Consider the following 20,574-nt stretch of genomic DNA (forward strand, 5'->3'; position numbering starts at 1 on the left):
GGCCCGAGCACCGATCCATCCAGGGAGCACGTCCTTTGGCAGCCATCGCACGGTGGTGCATCAAGCACCGCCTCGTCGCCGTTCTGGTCTGGCTCCTCGCCCTCGGCGGAGCAGTCACCGGAGCGGCGATCGCCGGAAGCGCGTACTCCAACGACTACGAGGTCCCGGGCACCGAATCCGGCCGCGCCACGGCCCTGCTCGAACAGGGGTTCCACGGAGCCGGCGGCGACAGCGACACCATCGTCTGGCACACCGACCGGGGCAGCGTCCGCGCCGGCGGCCTCGAGCAGCGGATGACCGGCATGCTCGACAAGGTCGCCGGCCTCCCCGGCATCGCCTCGGTCGCCTCCCCGTACGACGAGACCCCCGCCGCCCCCGCGCAGATCAGCGAGGACGGCCGCACCGCCTACGCCACCGTCACCTTCGACGCGCAGGCCGACGAGATCCCCCAGGCCGAGGCCCAGGCCCTCGTCGACACCGCCAAGGCCGCCGCGACCGACGGCGTCCAGGTCGAACTGGGCGGCAGCGCCGTCGCCCTCACCGAGGCTCCCGGCGGACACATCGCCGAGGCCGTCGGCGTCGTCGTCGCGGCCGTCGTCCTCTTCGTCGCCTTCGGCTCCCTCGCCGCCTCCGCGCTCCCCATCGCGACCGCCCTGGTCAGCGTGGGCATCGCGTACTCCGGGATCGTGCTCCTCGGCCACGTCATGACGGTCGCCGACTTCGCCCCGATGCTCGGCATGCTCATCGGCCTCGGCGTCGGCATCGACTACGCGCTGTTCATCGTGACCCGGCACAGAAAGGGCCTCAAACGGGGCCTGCCCGTGCCCGAGGCCGCCCGGATCGCCGTCGCCACCACCGGCCGCGCGGTCGTCTTCGCCGGCGCCACCGTCTGCATCGCACTGCTCGGCATGCTGATCCTCCGGCTCGGCTTCCTCAACGGCGTCGCCATCGCCGCCTGCCTCACCGTCGTCCTCACCGTCGCCGCCTCCGTCACCCTGCTGCCCGCGCTGCTCTCCCTCATCGGCATGCGCGCCCTCAGCCGCAGGGAACGCCGCCACCTCGCCGAGCACGGCCCCCAGCCCGAGCTGCCCACCGGCTTCGCCGCCCGCTGGTCCGCCTTCGTCGAGCGCCATCCCAAGCTGCTCGGCGCGGTCGCCGCCGTCGTCATGCTGGTCCTCGCGCTGCCCACCTTCTCCCTCCACCTCGGCACCTCCGACCAGGGCAACGGCCCCGCCACCGCCACCACCCGCCAGGCGTACGACCTGGTCGCGGACGGCTTCGGGCCCGGCGTGAACGGGCCGCTCACCCTCGTCGCCTCGCTCGACGGCGCCGACGACCGGCTCGCCCTCGGCGAGCTGCCGGCCGAGCTGGCCCGCACCAAGGGCGTCGAGTCCGTCTCCCCGATCGCGTACAACGGCGCCGGCGACACCGCCGTCCTCACCGTCGTGCCCGACTCCTCGCCCCAGTCCAGGGCCACCAGCGAGCTCGTCGACCGGCTCCGCGACGACGTCCTGCCGGCCGCCGCGGACGGCACCTCGCTCCAGGTCCACGTCGGCGGCGTCACCGCCTCGTACGACGACTTCGCCGAGATCATCGTCGGCAAGCTGCCGCTCTTCGTCGGGGTCGTCATCGCTCTCGGCTGCGTCCTGCTGCTGCTCGCCTTCCGCTCCCTCGGCATCCCGCTCAAGGCGGCCGCCATGAACGTCGCCGCCGTCGCCTCCGCCTTCGGCATCGTCGTCGCGATCTTCCAATGGGGCTGGGGGAGCGAGCTCCTGGGCCTCGGCAGCGCCGGACCGATCGAGCCCTTCCTGCCGGTGATCATGGTCTCGGTGCTCTTCGGGCTCTCCATGGACTACCAGGTCTTCCTGGTCAGCCGGATGTACGAGGAATGGCTGGAGACCGGCGACAACCGCCGGGCCGTGCGGGTCGGCCTGGCCGAGACCAGCCGGGTGATCAACTCGGCCGCGGTCATCATGATCTCCGTCTTCCTCGCCTTCGTGCTCTCCGGCGACCGGGTCATCGCCATGTTCGGCATCGCGCTCGCCGCCGCCGTCGCCCTCGACGCCTTCGTCCTGCGCACCCTCCTCGTCCCCGCCCTCATGCACATGCTGGGCGGCGCCAACTGGTGGCTGCCGCGCTGGCTCGACCGCAGGCTGCCCCGGATCAGCATCGAGCCGCCGGAGAGCCGCGCGGCCGCCGACGCCCGCGACGCCGGGCATGCGAGGATCCCTGTGCAGCGAATGATCATGGCGCAGGCAGAGGAGAACGAGGATGTTCGCGATATCGCTGGGTGACGACGGTGCCGAGCTGACCCCGCTGGAGCCCCGGCACGCCGAGGAGTTCCTCGCCCACATCGACCGGGGCCGCGAGTTCATCGGCGCCCACGTCGGCCTGCCCGACGTCGTCACCGACCTCGACACCTCCCGCGCCCACCTGCGCAGATACGCCGACAAGGCGGCGAACGACGCCGGCTACCTCTACGGCATCCGCGTCGACGGCACGCTGGTCGGCGGCGTCATGTTCCGGATCTTCGACACCGAGAGCGAGCTGGCCGAGGCCGGCTGCTGGGTCGAGCCCGGGTACGCCGGCCGAGGCCTGGTCACCCGCGCCTGCCGGGTCATCATCGACTGGGCGATCGAGCAGCGCGGCATCCACCGCATCGAGTGGCACGTCTCCTCCGCCAACACCCCCAGCATCGCCGTCGCCCGCCGCCTCGGCATGCGCCGGGACGGCGTCATGCGGGAGAGCTACCCCTATCGCGGCAAGCGCGCCGACATGGAGGTCTGGTCCGTCCTGGCCCCCGAATGGCGGGCCGACAAGGCGTCCTAGGCCTTCCCCGGGCCACCCAAGGCCCCCTAAGGCCCCCTGAGGTACGTCTAAGGCCCCCCGTACGCCGAACATGCGGCACTCTCCCGATGTGGCGGACCCCCCTGGGAAACGAAAGTAGAGGCATCGCAAGGAGCGATACCGAAACCGGAAACCCCCAGGAGAACCAGATGTTCGCGTACGAACTCCACCGCATCCAGCACGCCGAGCTGCTCCGCGAGGCCGACGCCCAGCGCCTGTCCCGCGAGGCCGCCCGCGCCGCCAAGGCCCGCCGCGCGAGCCGGAGGCAGGAACCCGAGGGGCGGGTGAGCGCCGACCGGAACCGCTTCGCACGGGCCGCGTGACCCCCGTATGGGCACGACGGCGGACGCCTGTGCGATGCTCGGCGCCGTGGAGACCAGGTCAGTCAGCCCCGTGTTCGTCGGCCGTGCCGGCGAGCTCACCGCCCTCACCGAGGCGCTCTCCCGCGCGGGCGCGGGAGAGCCCCAGGCGCTGCTCGTCGGCGGCGAGGCGGGCGTCGGCAAGACCCGCCTCATCGAGGAGTTCACCGAACTCGCCTGTGCCCAGGGCGCGGTCGTCGCCGTCGGCGGCTGCGTCGAGATCGGCGCCGACGGACTGCCCTTCGCCCCCTTCTCCACCGCCCTGCGGGGGCTGCACCGCCGCCTCCCCGAGGAGCTCGCCGCCGCCGCCGAAGGCCAGGAGGGCGAACTCGCCCGACTGCTGCCCGAATTCGGCGACCTGGGCAGCCACGAGCCGGCCGCCGAGGACGCCACCGCCCGCCTCTTCGAGCTGACCGTACGGCTCCTGGAACGCATCGCCGCCGACCGCACCGTCGTCCTCGTGCTCGAGGACCTGCACTGGGCCGACGCCTCCACCCGGCACCTGCTCGCCTATCTCTTCCGCACCCTGCGCCGCGGCCGGATCGTGGTCGTCGCCTCGTACCGCGCCGACGACATCCACCGCCGCCACCCGCTGCGCCCCCTCCTCGCCGAACTCGACCGGCTGCGCTCCGTGCACCGCATCGAACTCGCCCGGTTCACCCGCACCGAGGTGCACCGCCAGCTCACCGGCATCCTCGCCGCCGAACCCGCCCCGGCCCTCCTCGACGAGGTCTTCGAACGCTCCGACGGCAACGCCTTCTTCGTCGAGGAACTCGTCGCCTCCCACGAGTCCGGGCACGCCACCGGCTCTCTCAGCGCGTCACTCCGCGACCTCCTCCTGGTCCGCGTCGAGGCGCTGCCGGAAGAGGCACAGCGGGTCGTCCGCATCGTCGCCGAGGGCGGCTCCACCGTCGAGTTCGACCTGCTCGCCGCCGTCGCCCGGCTCTCCGAGGACGAACTCCTCGACGCCCTGCGCGCCGCCGTCGGCGCCAACATCCTGCTCGCCGTCCCCGACGGCGACGGCTACCGCTTCCGCCACTCCCTCGTCCGCGAGGCCGTCAGCGACGACCTGCTGCCCGGCGAACGCTCCCGGCTCAACCGGCGCTACGCCGAGGCCCTGGAGAACGCCCCCGGCCTGGTCCGCGGCGACGAACGGGCCAACCGGCTCGCCACGTACTGGTACCACGCCCACGACGCCGCCCGCGCCCTGCCGGCCGTGCTGCGCGCCTCCGTCGAGACCCGCAAGCGCTACGCCTACGCCGAGCAACTTCGGCTCCTCGAACGTGCCATGGAACTGTGGGACGAGGTCCCCGACGCGGTACGCGGCGGCCTGCGACCCATGGACTACGCCGAGGCCTACCCGCCCTGCGGCTGCGACCCCGAGACCACCCCGCTGCGCTTCCTCGACCTGCTCGCCGAGGCCACCGTCGCCGCCCGGCTCAGCGGCGAACGCGAACGCGCCGTGAAGATCGGCCGGATGGCACTGCGGCTCCTCGACAGCGAGGAGGAGCGCGACCCGTTGCGCTCCGCCTGGTTCTGGACCGAGATGGCCCGGCTCCAGTCCAACCTGGGCCGCGGCGACGGGTGGGCCGAGATAGCCCGCGCCCAGGAGCTCGTCCGCGGCCTTCCGCCGTCCGCCGTGCACGCCCTGGTCCTCGCCGTCGCCGCCGGCTGGGGCATGCTCCGCAAACCCGGCCCCGACTCCCTGGCCGCCGCCGAACGCGCCGTCGAGTACGCCCGGCTCGTCAAGGCCGAGGCGACCGAGCTCACCGCCCGCCTCACCCTCGGCACCATCAAGGTGGCGGCCGGCGACACCGAGGCCGGTCTCGCCGAGATGCACGAGGTGCGCGAACGGACCCTCGCGCTGGGCCAGTTCCACGAGTCCTCCCGCGCCAACGTCAACCTGTCCTCCTGCCTTGAGGGGCTCGGCCGCTCCCGCGAGGCCGTCGAGATCGCCGTCACCGGGATCGAGCGGGCCCTCTCCCACGGCCTCGTCGACAGCGCCGGCTGGGTCCGCGCCAACCTCGCCGAGTCGCTCTTCTCGCTCGGCGAGTGGGACCGGGTCCAGGAGGAGTGCGAACTGCTGCTGCGCTCCGGGGCCGCCGGCACCAAGCCGGGCGGTACCGCCCTGCTGCAGCTCGCCCACCTCGCCGTCGCGCGCGGCGAACCGGCCGTGGCTGCCGCCCGTCTCGCCGAGGCCGCCGCCCGCTACGGCACCTGTGACCCGATCCCGCAGTACACCCTGCCCATGGCACACGTGGCCACGGCCGTGGCCGCCGCCGAGGGACACCTCCCCGAGGTACGCTCCCGGCTCGCCGCCGCGGCCGAGGCCGGCTTCCCGCCCGGCACCCACCGCTACGGCTGGCCGCTCGTCCTGGCCGCCCTCACCGCCGAGGCGGACGCCCGGGGCCTCCCGGCCGCCTCCGAGGGCCGCGAGGCCGCGCTCGCGCTGGTACGCCGCTGTGTGCGGGACCTGGCCGCCCCGGCGCCCGTCTGGGAGGCCTACTCCCAGCAGGTCTCCGCCGAGCTGGCACGCGCCGAGGCCCGGGACACCGCCGCACGCTGGGCCGAGGTCGTCGCCGCCTTCGAGGCGCTCGACCGCCCATACCCGCTGGCCACCGCTCGGCACCGGCTCGCCGACGCCCTGCTCGCCGAGGGCGGCCGGCGCGAGGAGGCCGCCGCGCTGCTGCGCGGGGCCCACGCCACCGCCGTACGCCTCGGAGCGCACCCGCTGCGCGAGGAGGTCGAGCTCCTGGCCGCCCGCGCCCGGCTCGCGCCGCTCACCGCCGGCCGGGCGGCCCCGGTCGGGCCGGAGCCCCACGACGACGCCTTCGGCCTCACCCCGCGCGAGCAGGACGTCCTGCGCCTGGTCGCCGAGGGCCGCACCAACCGCCAGATCGCCGAGGAGCTGTTCATCTCACCGAAGACGGCCAGCGTCCACGTGTCCAACATCCTCGCCAAGCTGGGCGTCGCAAGCCGCGGCGAAGCCGCCGCCCTGGCCCACCGCCTCCGCCTCCTGGAGCCCACGGCCCGGGAGACCCCGGCCTAGCCAGGGGGTGTCTCGCGGATCAGGCCGCGGGAGCCTCGGTCGCGAACTCGGGTGCGGACTCGGTCGCGGTCTCGCGTGCGGACTCGCGTGCGGACTCGGGTGCGGACTGGCGTGCCGCCTTGGCCTCAGGCGCCGCCCCGGGCTCGGGGACCGCCTCCTGGGCCGCGCCGGGTATGCGGATCCTGACCTTGCCCGAGGCGAGGTCTATCGGCCCCTTGTGCGGGTCGCCGTCCCCGAGGTCCTCACGGGTCAGGGCGAGCCGCTGCCGCTCGTCGTCGGTGTGCTTGCGGCCCGGCGCGAACAGCTCTTCCATCAGGTTGAACATCCGCCTCGCCTTCCTACCCGACCTCCAGCCGGAGGATCTTGTCGTCACCGGGCCCGGGCGTCCCCCGGGTGTCGGTCTCGCTGGTCACCAGCCACAGCCGGGCGCCGCCCCCGGTCGCCAGGACCGTGCGCAGCCGCCCGTACTCCTCCGTGAGGAACGCCCGGGGGTCCCCGGATCGTTCCGCACCGGAGAGCGGGATGCGCCACAGTCGCTCGCCCCTGAGCCCGGCCATCCAGATCGCGCCCCGCGCATACGCGATCCCGCTCGGCGAGGCCTCGGAGGTCGGCCACTGGGCCACCGGGTCCGTGAACCCGGACCGGCCCGCCCGGCCCTCCACCGCCGGCCAGCCGTAGTTCCGCCCGGGCTCGATCCGGTTCAGCTCGTCCCAGGTGTTCTGGCCGAACTCAGCGGCCCACAGCCGCCCGGCCCCGTCCCAGGCGAGCCCCTGCACGTTCCGGTGTCCGTACGAGTAGACGACGGAGCCGGGGAAGGGGTTGCCCGGCGCCGGCCGGCCCTCCGGGGTCATCCGCAGGATCTTCCCGCCGAGCGACGCCCGGTCCTGGGCCAGGCCGGTCCGCCCGGTCTCGCCCGTCCCCGCGTACAGCATCCCGTCCGGCCCGAACGCGATCCGCCCGCCGTTGTGGATGACGCCCTTCGGGATGCCGGTCAGCACCGGCTCCGGGGCACCGAGCCGGTCGCCTGCCGCGCCCCCGTACCGCATGCGGACGATCCGGTTGTCCGAGTCCGCGGTCAGATACGCGTACACCCAGCCGTCCCGCACGGCCAGGCCCATCAGCCCGCCCTCACCGCCCGGCACCACCCCGGGCACCTCGCCGAGGGAGGTCGTGCGCCCGGTCTTCGCGTCGACGCGGCTGATCGTCCGCTCGTCGCGCGAGGAGACCAGCAGATCCCCGCCGGGCAGCTCGACGAGCCCCCACGGCGATCTCAGGTCCTGGGTCAGGACGCCCGCGACCCGCACCCCGCCCGCGCCGGCCGACGTCCCGGAAGGGGACGGCGCGGTGGACGCCGTCGACGGTGACGACGCCGCCGACGAGGCGGGCGGGGACGCCGGACGCCCGCTCTCCCCGTCCGAAGGCGACGAGCATCCGGCGATCAGCAGCAGCGCGGCGGCTGCGCCCGCCACGCCGCTCACGACGACTCGGCCTCGGCTCATGGTCCCGATCCCTTCCAGCGGCGATCTCTCTTCTTGATACACCGCTCGGCCCGATCGGGTTCCCGGGCCCGCGACCGATCCTCAGTCCCACGACCCCCGTGGCCGGGGCAGCGCCGCGATCTCGGCCAGATCGTCCGGGCCGAGCGCCAGCTCCGCGGCCCGGGCGTTCTCCACGGCCCACCGCTCCCGCTTCGCACCCGGGATCGGCACCACGTGCCGGCCCCGGCCCAGCACCCACGCCAGCGCGACCTGCGCAGGAGTGACGTCGTCGCCGAGCCGGGCCGCCACCCGCCGCAGCCCCACCACGAGAGGCTGGTTGGCCGCCATCATCTCGGCCGTGAACCGGGAGTGCCTGGCCCGCGGGTCGTCCGCCTCGAAACCGCCGCCCGGCGTCAGCGTCCCGGTCAGATAGCCGCTGCCCAGCGGCATCGCGGCGAGGAAGCCCACGCCCCGCGCCTCGCACCAGGGCAGCAGCCGCTCCAGCGCCTCCGGCGACCACACCGACAGCTCGGCCTCGACCGCGCTGACCGGGAAGACCTGCTGGATCCGCTCCAGCTGCCGGATCGTTCCGTCATAGCCGCCGCCCACCGTGCCGCGCCGGGTCGACCGGGCGCCCACCGCGCACACCCCGAGCGCCCGCACCTTGCCCGCCCGTACCAGCTCGGCCATCGCGCCCCAGGTCTCCTCCACGGGCACCTCGGGGTCGGCCCGGTGCAGTTGGTAGAGATCGATGACATCCGTCTGGAGCCGCCGCAGCGAGGCGTCGCAGGCCCTGCGCACGTATCCGGGACGGCCGTTGGCCACGATGTGCTGGTCGCCGACGAGCAGTCCGCCCTTCGTCGACACGAAGACGTCCGCCCGGCGCTCCTTCAACACCCGCCCGAGGAGAAGCTCGTTGGTGAAGGGACCGTACATGTCGGCGGTGTCGAGCAGGCTCACCCCGGCGTCCAGCGCCGCGTGCACCGTCCGCAACGAGCGGTCGCCCCGCCGCTGCGAGGCGCTGTACGCCCAGCTCATCGGCATGCATCCGAGGCCCACCGCACCCACACCGAGCGCCGCCGCCCCGATCGTCCTGCGCTCCACCTGCCGGTACCCCTCCCTGTGCCGCCCCCCAAAGTAACCAATCGCGCGCGGGATTCTTCGCATAGCCTCCCGGTCATGACGTTCGATGACACCGCCGCCGACGTGTGGCTTCCGATTCCCGCGGACGAGATCGAAGGGCTGCCCGCGCCGGGCGCGTCGGGCCTGAACTACCGGTTCTGGGACGGCGGCCCGGACTTTCCGGCCGATCCCGCGCACTGCGCCTTCTACGTCGTGCCGTACATGAAGGGCGAGGAGATCGCGGTGCGTCCGCTCGCCGGGATGGGCAACGTCCGGGTCGTGCAGACGCTCTCCGCCGGCATCGACCACGTGACCCCGGGTCTCGGCCTGCTGCGCCAAGGAGTCCGGCTGTGCAACGCCAGGGGCGTGCACGAGGCCAGCACGGCAGAGCTGACGCTCGCCCTGATCCTCGCCTCGCTGCGCGGCATCCCCGGCTTCGTGCGCGGTCAGGACGCGGAGGAGTGGCGGGCCGGCTTCTACCCGGCGCTCGCCGACAAGTCGGTGCTGATCGTCGGGTACGGATCGATCGGCGCCGCCATCGAGGACCGGCTCGCTCCCTTCGAGTGCGCGCGGGTCGTGCGCGTCGCGCGCTCCGCGCGTGCCACCGAGCGCGGTCCCGTACACCCGCTCACCGAACTGCCCGCGCTGCTGCCCGAGGCCGACGTGGTCGTGCTCTCCACGCCCCTCACCGCACAGTCCCGTCACCTTGCCGACGCGGGCTTCCTCGCCCGGATGAAGGACGGCGCCCTCCTGGTCAACGTGGCCCGCGGCCCCGTGGTGGACACCGCCGCGCTGCTCAAGGAGGCCGAGAGCGGCCGGATCACCGCGGCGCTCGATGTCACCGACCCGGAACCGCTGCCCGCGGGTCACCCGCTGTGGCACGCTCCCGGTGTCCTCGTCAGTCCCCATGTCGGCGGCTCCACCTCGGCGTTCATGCCGCGCGCGAAGCGGCTGCTCGCCGCCCAGCTCACCCGGTTCGCGGCGGGGGAGGAGCCGGCGAACGTGGTCCTGACCACCTGAGCCGCTCGCCCGTGGACGCGCGCCCCCGCTACGCGCTGTTCGCGAGCCCCCTGGCCGTCACGGAGAGTACTGCACCCCTGTCCCTGAGTGACGAACCTGGTGTATCGTCCCGGAGCGGGGGACTGCGTCGAGTACGGGCAGACGCTGGGGAGCGAAGTGACGGGACATGAGATTCCGAGGGGGGCGACGGGTGAAGCACGGCCGAGCGACCGACGATCCGACGCGGCGAGGCCACCGTCGCCGACCCTCCCGAGCCTCGCGGCGGCCCTGCCGGACCAGCCCGACCGCGCCACCGCGCAGGACGGACTCCCGACGCCCCCGCCCACCGATCCGGCGCACGGTGCCGACGGCGCCGACAGCCGTCCGCCCGGCCCCGACGACCGTCCGGCCGCCTGCGGCGGGCACGACGAGGTCCGCCCGGAACCGCGGGCGGACGGCCTCGGCGGCCAGGCGGCGCACGAACATCCCGGCGAAGGCCCGGAGGGTCCGGTGAGCACCGGGACACTCCTCGGACACCGCCCCGCCGCCGGCGGGGCCGGTTCGCGCCCCGGTCCCCGAAGGCCCGGCGCCGGGCCCCAGCCACCCGCACCCGCGGCCGGCGGAGTGTTCGCCCAGATCGGCCTCGGCCTCGTCTGCGGGGGGTACGCGACCGGCGCCGCCCTCGGCTGGGGCTCGGAGGCAATCGCCCTCTTCATGGGCGACTTCGGGCTGAGCGCCGCCGCGCTCGCCGCCGCCGTCTCCTGCTTCCTCTACGCCCGCGGCCGCCACGGCAGCTTCCGCCCCGCCTGGCTGCTGTTCGCCTTCTCGTCCTTCATGGCCTGCGCCGGAAACGCCGTCTGGGGGTGGTACGAGGTCGTGCTCCGGCGGCCGGTGCCGAGCCCGTCCATCGCCGACCTGTGCTTCCTGCTCTTCGCGCCGCCCGCCATCGTCGGCCTGCTCGTGCTCGCCAAGAAGCCCATGACCCGGGCCGGCTGGGTCTGCCTGGCCCTCGACGCCTGGCTGATCGGCGGCTCCCTGCTCACCCTCTCCTGGAGCCTCGCGCTCGCGCACACCGCCCGCGTCGAGGGCGAGAGCGTCGCCAGAGCCGCGCTCTCCCTCGCCTACCCGCTGCTCGACATCGTGCTCGTCAGCATGGTGCTCGCCCTCCACTTCCGCCGCTCCCACGTCAACCGCTCGGCGGTCAACACCGCCATCGCCGCCCTCGCGCTGACGGTGCTGTGCGACGCCCTGTTCACCTCGCCACTGCTGCGCGAGCACTACAGCTCCGGCCAGCTGCTCGACGCCGGCTGGTTCGCCGGCTCCCTGCTGCTCGCCTACGCGCCCTGGGGCGCGCGCCGTACCCCCGACGGGGCGCTCCCCGCCCGCGCCCGACACCCGCACAGCCGGCCCCTCGCCGGGTCGCTCGCCGCCCTCACCCCGTACCTCGCGGCCGCGGTCTGCACGCTCGGCATCCTGTACAACGTCGTCGAGGGACGCAGAGTGGACCGCGTCGTCGTCCTCACCGGCTGCACGGTCGTGCTCGCGCTGGTCGTCCGGCAGGGCATCATGCTGCTCGACAACATCGCGCTCACTCACGAACTGGCCCAGAAGGAGAACCACTTCAGGTCCCTCGTCCAGGGTTCGAGCGACGTCATCATGATCGCCGCGCCCACCGGGATCCTCCGCTACGTCAGCCCCGCCGCCACCGGTGTGTACGGCCGCGAGGCCGAGGAGCTCATCGGCTCCGAACTGGCCTCCCTCATCCACCCCGAGGACCTGGGCGGCGTCGTGCACGAGGTGCGCCGGTTCCTGGCCGCACCGCCCTCCGAGGAGCCCACGACCCGGATCGAGTGCCGCTTCCGATCGGGCCGCGGCGACTGGCTCAACGTCGAGTCCACCGTCAACCGCCACCAGGGCGGCCTGATCTTCAACAGCCGGGACGTCACCGAACGCGTCCGCCTCCAGGCCCAGCTCCGGCACAACGCCGAGCACGACCCGCTCACCGACCTGCCGAACCGGGCGCTGTTCACCGACCGGGTCCGCGCCGCACTGAGCGGCCGCCGCTCCTCGGACCCCGGCACCGCCGTGCTCTTCATCGACCTGGACGGCTTCAAGGGCGTCAACGACCGCCTCGGCCACCAGGCAGGCGACCAGCTGCTCGTCCAGGCCGCCCGCCGCCTCCAGGACTCCGTACGGGCCGGGGACACCGCCGCCCGGCTCGGCGGCGACGAGTTCGCCGCCCTCATCCTCGGCGACGGCACCCGCGACCGTGCCGACCGCGAGTGCCAGGTCCACGAGATCGCCGACCGGCTGCGCGGCACGCTCTCCCAGCCGTACCGCGTCGAGGGGGCCAACGAGGTGCGGATCGCCGCCTCCATCGGCGTCGCCTTCGCCGAGCCGGGCATCAGCGCCGGGGAGCTGCTGCGCAACGCCGACCTCGCCATGTACCGGGCCAAGGCCGGCGGCAAGGACCGGGTCGAGCTCTACGCCCCGCAGATGCAGGCCGAGGTGGTCCGCCGCAGCGAGCTGGCCGCCCGGCTGCGCACCGCCCTCGACGACGGCGAGTTCGCCCTGCTGCACCAGCCGGTGGTGGACCTCACCACCGGTCGGATCTCCTCCGTCGCCGCCCAGGCCCGCTGGCGCTCCGCCCAGGGAATCCTGTTCACACCGGCCGAGTTCCTGCGCGTCACGGACGACTCCGAGCGCATCGCCGAGCTCGGCCGCTGGCTCCTCGAAGAGGCCGTCGAGCAGGCTGCCGAGCGGGTCGGGCTCGGTCACCGCACCCCGGTGATCATCCGGCTCTCCGCACGCCGGCTGCTCGACCGCTCGATGCCGCTCGGCTCCGTCGAGGCCCTGCTGACCCGGCATGGCCTGCCGTCGGGGTCCCTGATCATCGAACTGGCCGAGAGCGACCCGCGCGACCCCCGGGTCTCCTTCGAGGAGCTGGAGCAGCGCCTCGCCGCCCTGCGCCGCCTCGGGGTGAAGATCGCCCTGGACGGATTCGGCAGCGGACACGCCGCGATCAACGCCCTGCGCCGCCTTCCGGTGGACATACTCAAGCTGGACCGGGGTCTGGTCGAGGGTGTCGTCGAATCGGCCAGACTCCGGAAGATCACCAGCGGGCTGCTGCGCATCGCCGGCGATCTCGGCATGCAGTCCGTCGCCGACGGCGTGGACGTGCCCGAGCAGGTGCTCGCCCTGCGCGCCATGGGGTGCACCCACGGTCAGGGCATGGCCTTCTCCGGCGCGCTCGACGAGTACCGGCTGCGCCGGGCCCTCGTGCGCGACGAGTACCCGCTGCCGGGACCCGTCCCGGTGAGCGCCGGAAACCGTCGCCCGATCCGCTCAAATAATGAGACGCCCGTCCCACCCACTTGACAGTGATGGTGCGCCGGGGGGAGGGTCAGTGCCATGCGCACCCGAATTCTCGTACTTGGAAAGCGCGTCGGCTGAGGCAGGCCAAGAGAAGGCCCGCCTGAAACGCACCCGACGCGCTCCCCTCGCTTGCCTCCCGGCACGAGGGGTTTTTTGTTGCACTGGCTCCCCCCAAAGTCGCCTCAAACCCTCGCAAAACACCTCGCCAAAACCCTCTGCTTCGAGAAGAGAATGCTGATGACCGAGCAGGCCACCGGGCACCATCCGCAGCCGCGGAACCGCAGCGGCGCACAGCCCGCCACCACCGTCGAGCACGTCACGGGTGCGCAGTCCCTCATCCGCTCGCTCGAGGAAGTGGGGGCCGACACCGTCTTCGGCATTCCGGGCGGCGCGATCCTCCCCGCGTACGACCCGATGATGGACTCGAAGCGGGTGCGCCACATCCTGGTGCGCCACGAGCAGGGGGCTGGCCACGCCGCCACCGGCTACGCGCAGGCCACCGGCAGGGTCGGCGTCTGCATCGCGACTTCGGGGCCCGGTGCCACGAACCTGGTCACCCCGATCGCCGACGCCCACATGGACTCCGTCCCGCTGGTCGCGATCACCGGCCAGGTCGCCTCCAAGGCGATCGGTACGGACGCCTTCCAGGAGGCGGACATCTGCGGCATCACGATGCCGATCACCAAGCACAACTTCCTGGTCACCAAGGCCGAGGACATCCCGCGGACGATCGCCGAGGCCTTCCACATCGCCTCCACCGGCCGCCCCGGCCCGGTCCTGGTCGACATCGCCAAGGACGCCCTCCAGGCGAAGACCACCTTCAGCTGGCCGCCCACCACGGACCTGCCCGGCTACCGCCCGGTCACCAAGCCGCACGCCAAGCAGATCCGCGAGGCCGCCAAGCTGATCACCGGTGCCAAGCGTCCCGTCCTGTACGTCGGCGGCGGCGTCCTGAAGGCCGGCGCCACCGCCGAGCTGAAGGTCCTCGCGGAGCTCACCGGCGCCCCGGTCACCACCACCCTGATGGCCCTGGGCGCGTTCCCCGACAGCCACCCGCTGCACGTGGGAATGCCGGGCATGCACGGTGCGGTCACCGCCGTCACCGCGCTGCAGAAGGCCGACCTGATCGTCGCCCTCGGAGCCCGCTTCGACGACCGCGTCACCGGCAAGCTGGACAGCTTCGCCCCGTATGCCAAGATCGTCCACGCCGACATCGACCCGGCCGAGATCGGCAAGAACCGCGCCGCCGACGTCCCGATCGTCGGTGACGCCCGCGAGGTCATCGCCGACCTGGTCCAGGCCGTCCAGGCCGAGTACAGCGAGGGCAACAAGGGCGACTACACCGCCTGGTGGAGCGACCTCAACCGCTGGCGCGAGACCTACCCGCTCGGCTACGACCTGCCGGAGGACGGCAGCCTGGCGCCGCAGCAGGTCATCCAGCGCATCGGAAAGCTCGCGCCCGAGGGCACGATCTTCGCGGCCGGCGTCGGCCAGCACCAGATGTGGGCCGCCCACTTCATCGACTACGAGAAGCCGGCGACCTGGCTCAACTCCGGCGGCGCCGGAACGATGGGCTACGCGGTCCCGGCCGCCATGGGCGCCAAGGCCGGTCAGCCGGACCGTACGGTCTGGGCGATCGACGGCGACGGCTGCTTCCAGATGACCAACCAGGAACTGGTCACCTGCGCGCTGAACAACATCCCGATCAAGGTCGCCATCATCAACAACGGCGCCCTCGGCATGGTCCGCCAGTGGCAGACCCTGTTCTACAACCAGCGCTACTCGAGCACGGTCCTGCACGCCGACGAGACCGGCCACGAGGCGACCGGCTCCCAGGTCGGCGCCAGCACGGCGCCCCGCAAGGGCACCCGCATCCCGGACTTCGTGAAGCTCTCCGAGGCCATGGGCTGTGTCGCGCTGCGCTGCGAGGACCCGGCCGACCTGGACAAGGTCATCGAGCAGGCCAACGCCATCAACGACCGCCCGGTCGTGATCGACTTCATCGTCCACGAGGACGCCCAGGTCTGGCCGATGGTCGCCGCCGGCACCTCCAACGACGAGGTCATGGCCGCGCGGGGCGTCCGCCCCGACTTCGGCGACGGCGAAGACGACTGAAGCGCAGAGCGAAACAGGAAGAGACCCACACCATGTCCAAGCACACGCTCTCCGTCCTCGTCGAGAACACGCCCGGCATCCTCGCCCGGATCGCCGCCCTGTTCTCCCGCCGCGGCTTCAACATCGACTCGCTCGCCGTCGGCGTGACCGAGCACCCCGACATCTCCCGCATCACCATCGTGGTCAATGTCGAGGACCTGCCCCTGGAGCAGGTGACCAAGCAGCTCAACAAGCTGGTCAACGTCCTGAAGATCGTCGAACTCGAGCCCAGCGCCGCGATCCAGCGCGAGCTCGTCCTGGTGAAGGTCCGCGCCGACAACGAGACCCGCTCCCAGATCGTCGAGATCGTCCAGCTGTTCCGCGCCAAGACCGTGGACGTCTCGCCCGAGGCGGTCACCATCGAGGCCACCGGTTCGAGTGACAAGCTCGACGCGATGCTGAAGATGCTGGAGCAGTTCGGCATCAAGGAGCTCGTGCAGTCCGGCACCATCGCCATAGGGCGTGGCTCCCGGTCCATCACGGACCGCTCGCTGCGGGCCCTCGACCGCAGCGCGTGACACTCCCGAACGTCAACGGGCGCTGACCGCCGGTCCAACCGGCGGTCCGCCTGGCGAGACCCGAAAACCTTCCTCCCGCACCCCGCCGTACGGTGGGACGCAACACCAGCACCTCAAGGAGATTCCCAGTGGCCGAGCTGTTCTACGACGACGACGCCGACCTGTCCATCATCCAGGGCCGCAAGGTCGCGGTGATCGGTTACGGCAGCCAGGGCCACGCCCACGCGCTGTCGCTCCGTGACTCGGGTGTCGACGTGCGTGTCGGTCTGCACGAGGGCTCCAAGTCCAAGGCCAAGGCCGAGGAGCAGGGCCTGCGCGTGGTGACGCCCGCCGAGGCGGCCGCCGAGGCCGACGTCATCATGATCCTGATCCCGGACCCGATCCAGGCCCAGGTCTACGAGGAGTCCATCAAGGGCAACCTGAAGGACGGCGACGCGCTGTTCTTCGCCCACGGCTTCAACGTCCGCTTCGGCTTCATCAAGCCCCCGGCCAACGTGGACGTCGCCCTGGTCGCCCCGAAGGGCCCGGGCCACCTGGTCCGCCGCCAGTACGAGGAGGGCCGCGGCGTTCCCGCGATCGCCGCCGTCGAGCAGGACGCGACCGGCAACGCCTTCGCGCTGGCGCTCTCGTACGCCAAGGCCATCGGCGGCACCCGCGCCGGCGTCATCAAGACGACCTTCACCGAGGAGACGGAGACCGACCTCTTCGGCGAGCAGGCCGTCCTGTGCGGTGGCGCCTCGGCGCTGGTCAAGGCGGGCTTCGAGACCCTGGTCGAGGCCGGTTACCAGCCGGAGATCGCCTACTTCGAGTGCCTCCACGAGCTGAAGCTCATCGTCGACCTCATGTACGAGGGCGGCCTGGAGAAGATGCGCTGGTCCGTCTCCGAGACCGCCGAGTGGGGCGACTACATCACCGGCCCGCGGATCATCACCGACGCCACCAAGGCCGAGATGAAGAAGGTCCTCACCGACATCCAGGACGGCACCTTCGCCAAGAACTGGATGGACGAGTACCACGGCGGTCTGAAGAAGTACAACGAGTACAAGACCCAGGACGAGAAGCACCTCCTGGAGACCACCGGCAAGGAGCTGCGCAAGCTCATGAGCTGGGTGAACGACGAGGAGGCGTAAGCCTTCTGGCACAGGGCCGGACATCGCGTCCGGCCCTGTGCCACATCGTTGGACACGCCGTCCAACCACGGACGGGTGATCCTTCCAACGAGGCGTATGAGCTGCGCCGACGCACCACTACACTGCTCAACAACATCGCGTCTGGCCCACAGCGTCGTGCGCTTTCACGCGGCAAGCCCCCTCCACCGCTGCGGCCGTCGGGACGGCCGTCCGCACTGCCTCTGTGAGGACTCACGTGAGCTCGAAACCTGTCGTACTCATCGCTGAAGAGCTGTCGCCCGCCACCGTCGACGCGCTGGGACCGGACTTCGAGATCCGGCACTGCAACGGCGCGGACCGCGCCGAGCTGATCCCCGCGATCGCCGACGTCGACGCCATCCTGATCCGTTCCGCGACCAAGGTCGACGCGGAGGCCATCGCCGCGGCCAAGAAGCTCCGGGTCGTCGCCCGGGCCGGCGTGGGCCTGGACAACGTGGACGTCTCCGCCGCCACCAAGGCCGGCGTGATGGTCGTCAACGCCCCGACCTCCAACATCGTGACGGCGGCCGAGCTCGCCTGTGGTCTGCTCGTGGCCACCGCGCGCAACATCCCGCAGGCCAACACCGCGCTGAAGAACGGCGAGTGGAAGCGCTCGAAGTACACGGGCGTCGAGCTCAGCGAGAAGACCCTCGGCGTCGTCGGCCTCGGCCGCATCGGCGTCCTGGTCGCCCAGCGCATGTCCGCGTTCGGCATGAAGATCGTCGCGTACGACCCCTATGTGCAGCCGGCCCGCGCCGCCCAGATGGGGGTGAAGCTGCTGGCCCTGGACGAGCTCCTGGAGGTCGCCGACTTCATCACCGTCCACCTGCCCAAGACCCCGGAGACCCAGGGTCTCATCGGTGACGAGGCGCTGCACAAGGTCAAGCCGTCGGTGCGGATCGTCAACGCCGCGCGCGGCGGGATCGTCGACGAGACGGCGCTGTACGCGGCGCTGAAGGAGGGCCGGGTCGCCGGCGCGGGCCTCGACGTGTACGCGAAGGAGCCCTGCACGGACTCCCCGCTCTTCGAGCTCGACGAGGTCGTCTGCACCCCGCACCTGGGCGCGTCCACCGACGAGGCGCAGGAGAAGGCCGGTATCGCGGTTGCTCGTTCGGTGCGCCTGGCGCTCGCGGGCGAGCTGGTCCCGGACGCGGTCAACGTCCAGGGCGGTGTCATCGCCGAGGACGTGAAGCCGGGTCTGCCCCTGGCCGAGAAGCTGGGCCGGATCTTCACGGCCCTGGCCGGCGAGGTCGCGGTCCGTCTCGACGTCGAGGTGTACGGCGAGATCACCCAGCACGATGTGAAGGTGCTCGAACTCTCCGCGCTCAAGGGCGTGTTCGAGGACGTGGTCGACGAGACCGTGTCGTACGTCAACGCCCCGCTGTTCGCGCAGGAGCGCGGTGTCGAGGTCCGGCTGACGACGAGCTCGGAGTCGCCCGACCACCGCAACATGGTCACCGTGCGCGGCACGCTCTCGGACGGCCAGGAGGTCTCGGTCTCCGGCACGCTGGCGGGCCCGAAGCACCTGCAGAAGATCGTCGCGGTCGGCGACTACGACGTGGACCTGGCGCTCGCCGACCACATGGTGGTGCTGCGCTACGAGGACCGCCCGGGTGTCGTCGGCACCGTCGGCCGGATCCTCGGCGAGGCCGGTCTGAACATCGCGGGCATGCAGGTCTCCCGTACGGAGGAGGGTGGCGAGGCGGTGGTCGTGCTCACCGTCGACGACACCGTGCCGCAGCCCGTGCTGACCGAGATCGCGGAGGAGATCGGCGCCACCTCGGCCCGCTCCGTCAACCTGATCTGACGCGTACTCCCGCCGCACCCGACTCTTCGTACCCGGTCGCTAGACACCCGTCTTATACAGGTGTCTAGCGGCCGGGTACAGTGCTGTTCATGGGACACAAGGAAGATCTGCTCGAAGGTGCCAAGCGCTGCCTCCTGGAGAAGGGCTACGCCCGGACGACCGCCCGTGACGTGGTGGCCGCCTCGGGCACCAACCTCGCCTCCATCGGCTACCACTACGGCTCCAAGGACGCCCTGCTCCAGCAGGCATTCCTCGCCCTCACCGAGGAGTGGGGCGACCAGGCGGGCGCGGCGGGCACCGGCGAGGAGCGCAAGGAGCTGCCAGCCGACCCGTACGAGCGCTTCCACGCCGTCTGGGAGCAGGTCATCGCGGCGGCGGGGGCGAGCCGCCCGGTCTGGAAGCTCCAGACCGAGGTGGTCACCCGCATCGACGACGACGAGAAGCTGCGCGAGGCCATCAAGGAGCCCCAGCGTGAGGGCCGCCTCGGGATGGCCGAGGGATTCCTGGGCATCGACCCGGCGAAGGACCCCGAGAAGGCCAGGGTCGCCGGGCTGCTCTGTCAGGCCCTCGCGACCGGCGTGATGATCCAGTGGCTGGTGGACCCGGAGACCGCGCCCAGCGCGGACGACCTCACCGCCGGACTCAAGGTCCTGATGGGGGAGGACAGTTGACGACCACCTTGGCACGCGCGTGCTCGCCCTCCACGTACCGCAGGGCCTGGGCGGCCTCGCTCAGCGGATAGGTCCGCTCGACCACCGGGGCGATCCTGCCCTCCTCGGCGAACTCCCGCAGCGTCGCCAGGTTCTCCCGGCGCGGCTCCGCCGTCAGCACGAGCAGCCGCTGACCGACGAACCGGGAGAACAGCCGCCCCTGGACGATCAGCCCCATCGGCCCGACCAGGCTGCCGCCCTCGAAGACGCCCCCGCCGGACAGAACCAGCGTCCCGGTGGGGGAGAGGACTCGTCGGCAGTCGGCCAGGGACCGGTTCCCCACGAGGTCGAACACGACGTCGTAGCGGACCGGGCCGGTGGTGAAGTCCTCCCGTGTGTAGTCGACCACCCGGTCCGCGCCGAGCCCGCGGACCAGCTCCACGTTCCGTGTGCTGCACACGCCGGTCACCTCGGCGCCGAGCGCCTTCGCGATCTGTACGGCGAACGTCCCCACGCCCCCCGAAGCCCCGTTGACCAGCACCTTCTGGCCCGGCCGCACCCGCCCCAGATCGCGCAGCCCCATGAGGGCGGTGTTGCCCGCCAGCGGGAGCGCCGCCGCCTGCTCGAAGCTCAGGCCGTCGGGTCTTCGCTCCACCACGTCCTGTCCCGCGCACACGAACTCCGCGAAGGCGCCGTCGGACTCGCCGAAGACCTCGTCGCCCGGCCGGAACCGGGTCACACCCCCGCCCACCGCCGTGACGACGCCGGCGAAGTCCGTCCCCCGGATCCGTTCCTTCGGTCTTCGCAGCCCGAGCGCCAGCCGCGCCACATACGGGTCGCCCCGCATGAGGTGCCAGTCCCGCGCGTTCACCGAGGCCGCGCGCACCCGCACGAGCACCTCGTGCTCGCCGGGCACCGGCGTGTCGATCTCCTGGAACTCCAGTACGTCAGCCGAGCCGTACCGGTCCTGTACCCATGCCTTCATCGTGCCTCTCCCCCTCTTCCTCCTACGACGGTAGGGGGCGGCGGGGCCGCACGGTATCCGGGACGCCCCCCAGAGGACCCGCA

15 protein-coding genes are annotated in these 20,574 nt (G+C 72.3%); 11 read left to right on the top strand and 4 right to left on the bottom strand.

Annotation, left to right across the window (positions count from 1 at the left end):
* The first annotated feature begins 35 nt into the window (after positions 1-35).
* The 4 genes from ACIGEZ_RS22110 (at position 36) to ACIGEZ_RS22125 (ending at position 6,255) form a co-directional block, all read left to right on the top strand.
* Complete coding sequence (locus tag ACIGEZ_RS22110; protein WP_399833598.1) at positions 36-2,294, top strand: MMPL family transporter; 2,259 nt, start codon at positions 36-38, stop codon at positions 2,292-2,294.
* Positions 2,272-2,829: a GNAT family N-acetyltransferase gene (locus tag ACIGEZ_RS22115; RefSeq protein ID WP_399833600.1), complete on the top strand. Its 558-nt coding sequence runs from the start codon at positions 2,272-2,274 to the stop codon at positions 2,827-2,829. Before ACIGEZ_RS22110 ends, ACIGEZ_RS22115 begins: the two co-directional genes overlap by 23 nt.
* A gap of 167 nt (positions 2,830-2,996) precedes the next feature.
* Positions 2,997-3,170 carry a hypothetical protein gene (locus tag ACIGEZ_RS22120; RefSeq protein ID WP_399833602.1) on the top strand — a complete coding sequence of 58 codons (174 nt, stop codon included), beginning with the start codon at positions 2,997-2,999 and terminating at the stop codon, positions 3,168-3,170.
* A 7-nt stretch (positions 3,171-3,177) separates the two neighbouring features.
* On the top strand, positions 3,178-6,255 hold the full coding sequence (locus ACIGEZ_RS22125) for an AAA family ATPase (protein ID WP_399833604.1): 3,078 nt from the start codon (positions 3,178-3,180) through the stop codon (positions 6,253-6,255).
* A gap of 19 nt (positions 6,256-6,274) precedes the next feature.
* Here ACIGEZ_RS22125 and ACIGEZ_RS22130 read toward each other — a convergent pair whose 3' ends face one another.
* The 3 genes from ACIGEZ_RS22130 to ACIGEZ_RS22140 all read right to left on the bottom strand — a co-directional run bounded on the left by ACIGEZ_RS22130 (position 6,275) and on the right by ACIGEZ_RS22140 (position 8,837).
* Entirely contained in the window at positions 6,275-6,580 is a 306-nt protein-coding gene (locus tag ACIGEZ_RS22130; RefSeq protein ID WP_399833606.1) for a DUF6191 domain-containing protein, read from the bottom strand.
* Positions 6,581-6,593: 13 nt separating this feature from the next.
* Complete coding sequence (locus ACIGEZ_RS22135) at positions 6,594-7,754, bottom strand: PQQ-dependent sugar dehydrogenase (RefSeq protein ID WP_399833608.1); 1,161 nt, start codon at positions 7,752-7,754, stop codon at positions 6,594-6,596.
* A gap of 81 nt (positions 7,755-7,835) precedes the next feature.
* Entirely contained in the window at positions 7,836-8,837 is a 1,002-nt protein-coding gene (locus ACIGEZ_RS22140) for an aldo/keto reductase (protein ID WP_399833610.1), read from the bottom strand.
* 75 nt (positions 8,838-8,912) lie between these two features.
* Here ACIGEZ_RS22140 and ACIGEZ_RS22145 point away from each other — a divergent pair, with 75 nt between their 5' ends.
* The 7 genes from ACIGEZ_RS22145 (at position 8,913) to ACIGEZ_RS22175 (ending at position 19,527) form a co-directional block, all read left to right on the top strand.
* Entirely contained in the window at positions 8,913-9,875 is a 963-nt protein-coding gene (locus ACIGEZ_RS22145; RefSeq protein WP_399833612.1) for a 2-hydroxyacid dehydrogenase, read from the top strand.
* Positions 9,876-10,478: 603 nt separating this feature from the next.
* The gene (locus ACIGEZ_RS22150) at positions 10,479-13,232 is read left to right on the top strand and encodes a putative bifunctional diguanylate cyclase/phosphodiesterase (RefSeq protein ID WP_399833747.1); all 2,754 of its coding nucleotides are present in this window, start codon (positions 10,479-10,481) and stop codon (positions 13,230-13,232) included.
* A gap of 234 nt (positions 13,233-13,466) precedes the next feature.
* On the top strand, positions 13,467-15,344 hold the full coding sequence (locus ACIGEZ_RS22155; protein ID WP_399833614.1) for an acetolactate synthase large subunit: 1,878 nt from the start codon (positions 13,467-13,469) through the stop codon (positions 15,342-15,344).
* Positions 15,345-15,376: 32 nt separating this feature from the next.
* The gene (ilvN, locus tag ACIGEZ_RS22160; protein WP_137993189.1) at positions 15,377-15,901 is read left to right on the top strand and encodes an acetolactate synthase small subunit; all 525 of its coding nucleotides are present in this window, start codon (positions 15,377-15,379) and stop codon (positions 15,899-15,901) included.
* A 128-nt stretch (positions 15,902-16,029) separates the two neighbouring features.
* Complete coding sequence (gene ilvC, locus ACIGEZ_RS22165) at positions 16,030-17,031, top strand: ketol-acid reductoisomerase (RefSeq protein WP_399833616.1); 1,002 nt, start codon at positions 16,030-16,032, stop codon at positions 17,029-17,031.
* Positions 17,032-17,266: 235 nt separating this feature from the next.
* On the top strand, positions 17,267-18,856 hold the full coding sequence (gene serA, locus ACIGEZ_RS22170) for a phosphoglycerate dehydrogenase (RefSeq protein ID WP_399833619.1): 1,590 nt from the start codon (positions 17,267-17,269) through the stop codon (positions 18,854-18,856).
* Between the two features lie 89 nt (positions 18,857-18,945).
* Positions 18,946-19,527 (top strand): TetR/AcrR family transcriptional regulator, encoded by a 582-nt coding sequence (locus ACIGEZ_RS22175; RefSeq protein WP_399833621.1) that lies wholly within the window; start codon positions 18,946-18,948, stop codon positions 19,525-19,527.
* Here ACIGEZ_RS22175 and ACIGEZ_RS22180 read toward each other — a convergent pair.
* Positions 19,499-20,491 (bottom strand): NAD(P)-dependent alcohol dehydrogenase, encoded by a 993-nt coding sequence (locus ACIGEZ_RS22180; protein ID WP_399833623.1) that lies wholly within the window; start codon positions 20,489-20,491, stop codon positions 19,499-19,501. The two genes, ACIGEZ_RS22175 and ACIGEZ_RS22180, sit on opposite strands and share 29 nt — an antisense overlap.
* Between the last annotated feature and the right edge of the window lie 83 nt (positions 20,492-20,574).

Source organism: Streptomyces sp. NPDC085481 (assembly GCF_044541845.1).
Taxonomy (GTDB): domain Bacteria; phylum Actinomycetota; class Actinomycetes; order Streptomycetales; family Streptomycetaceae; genus Streptomyces.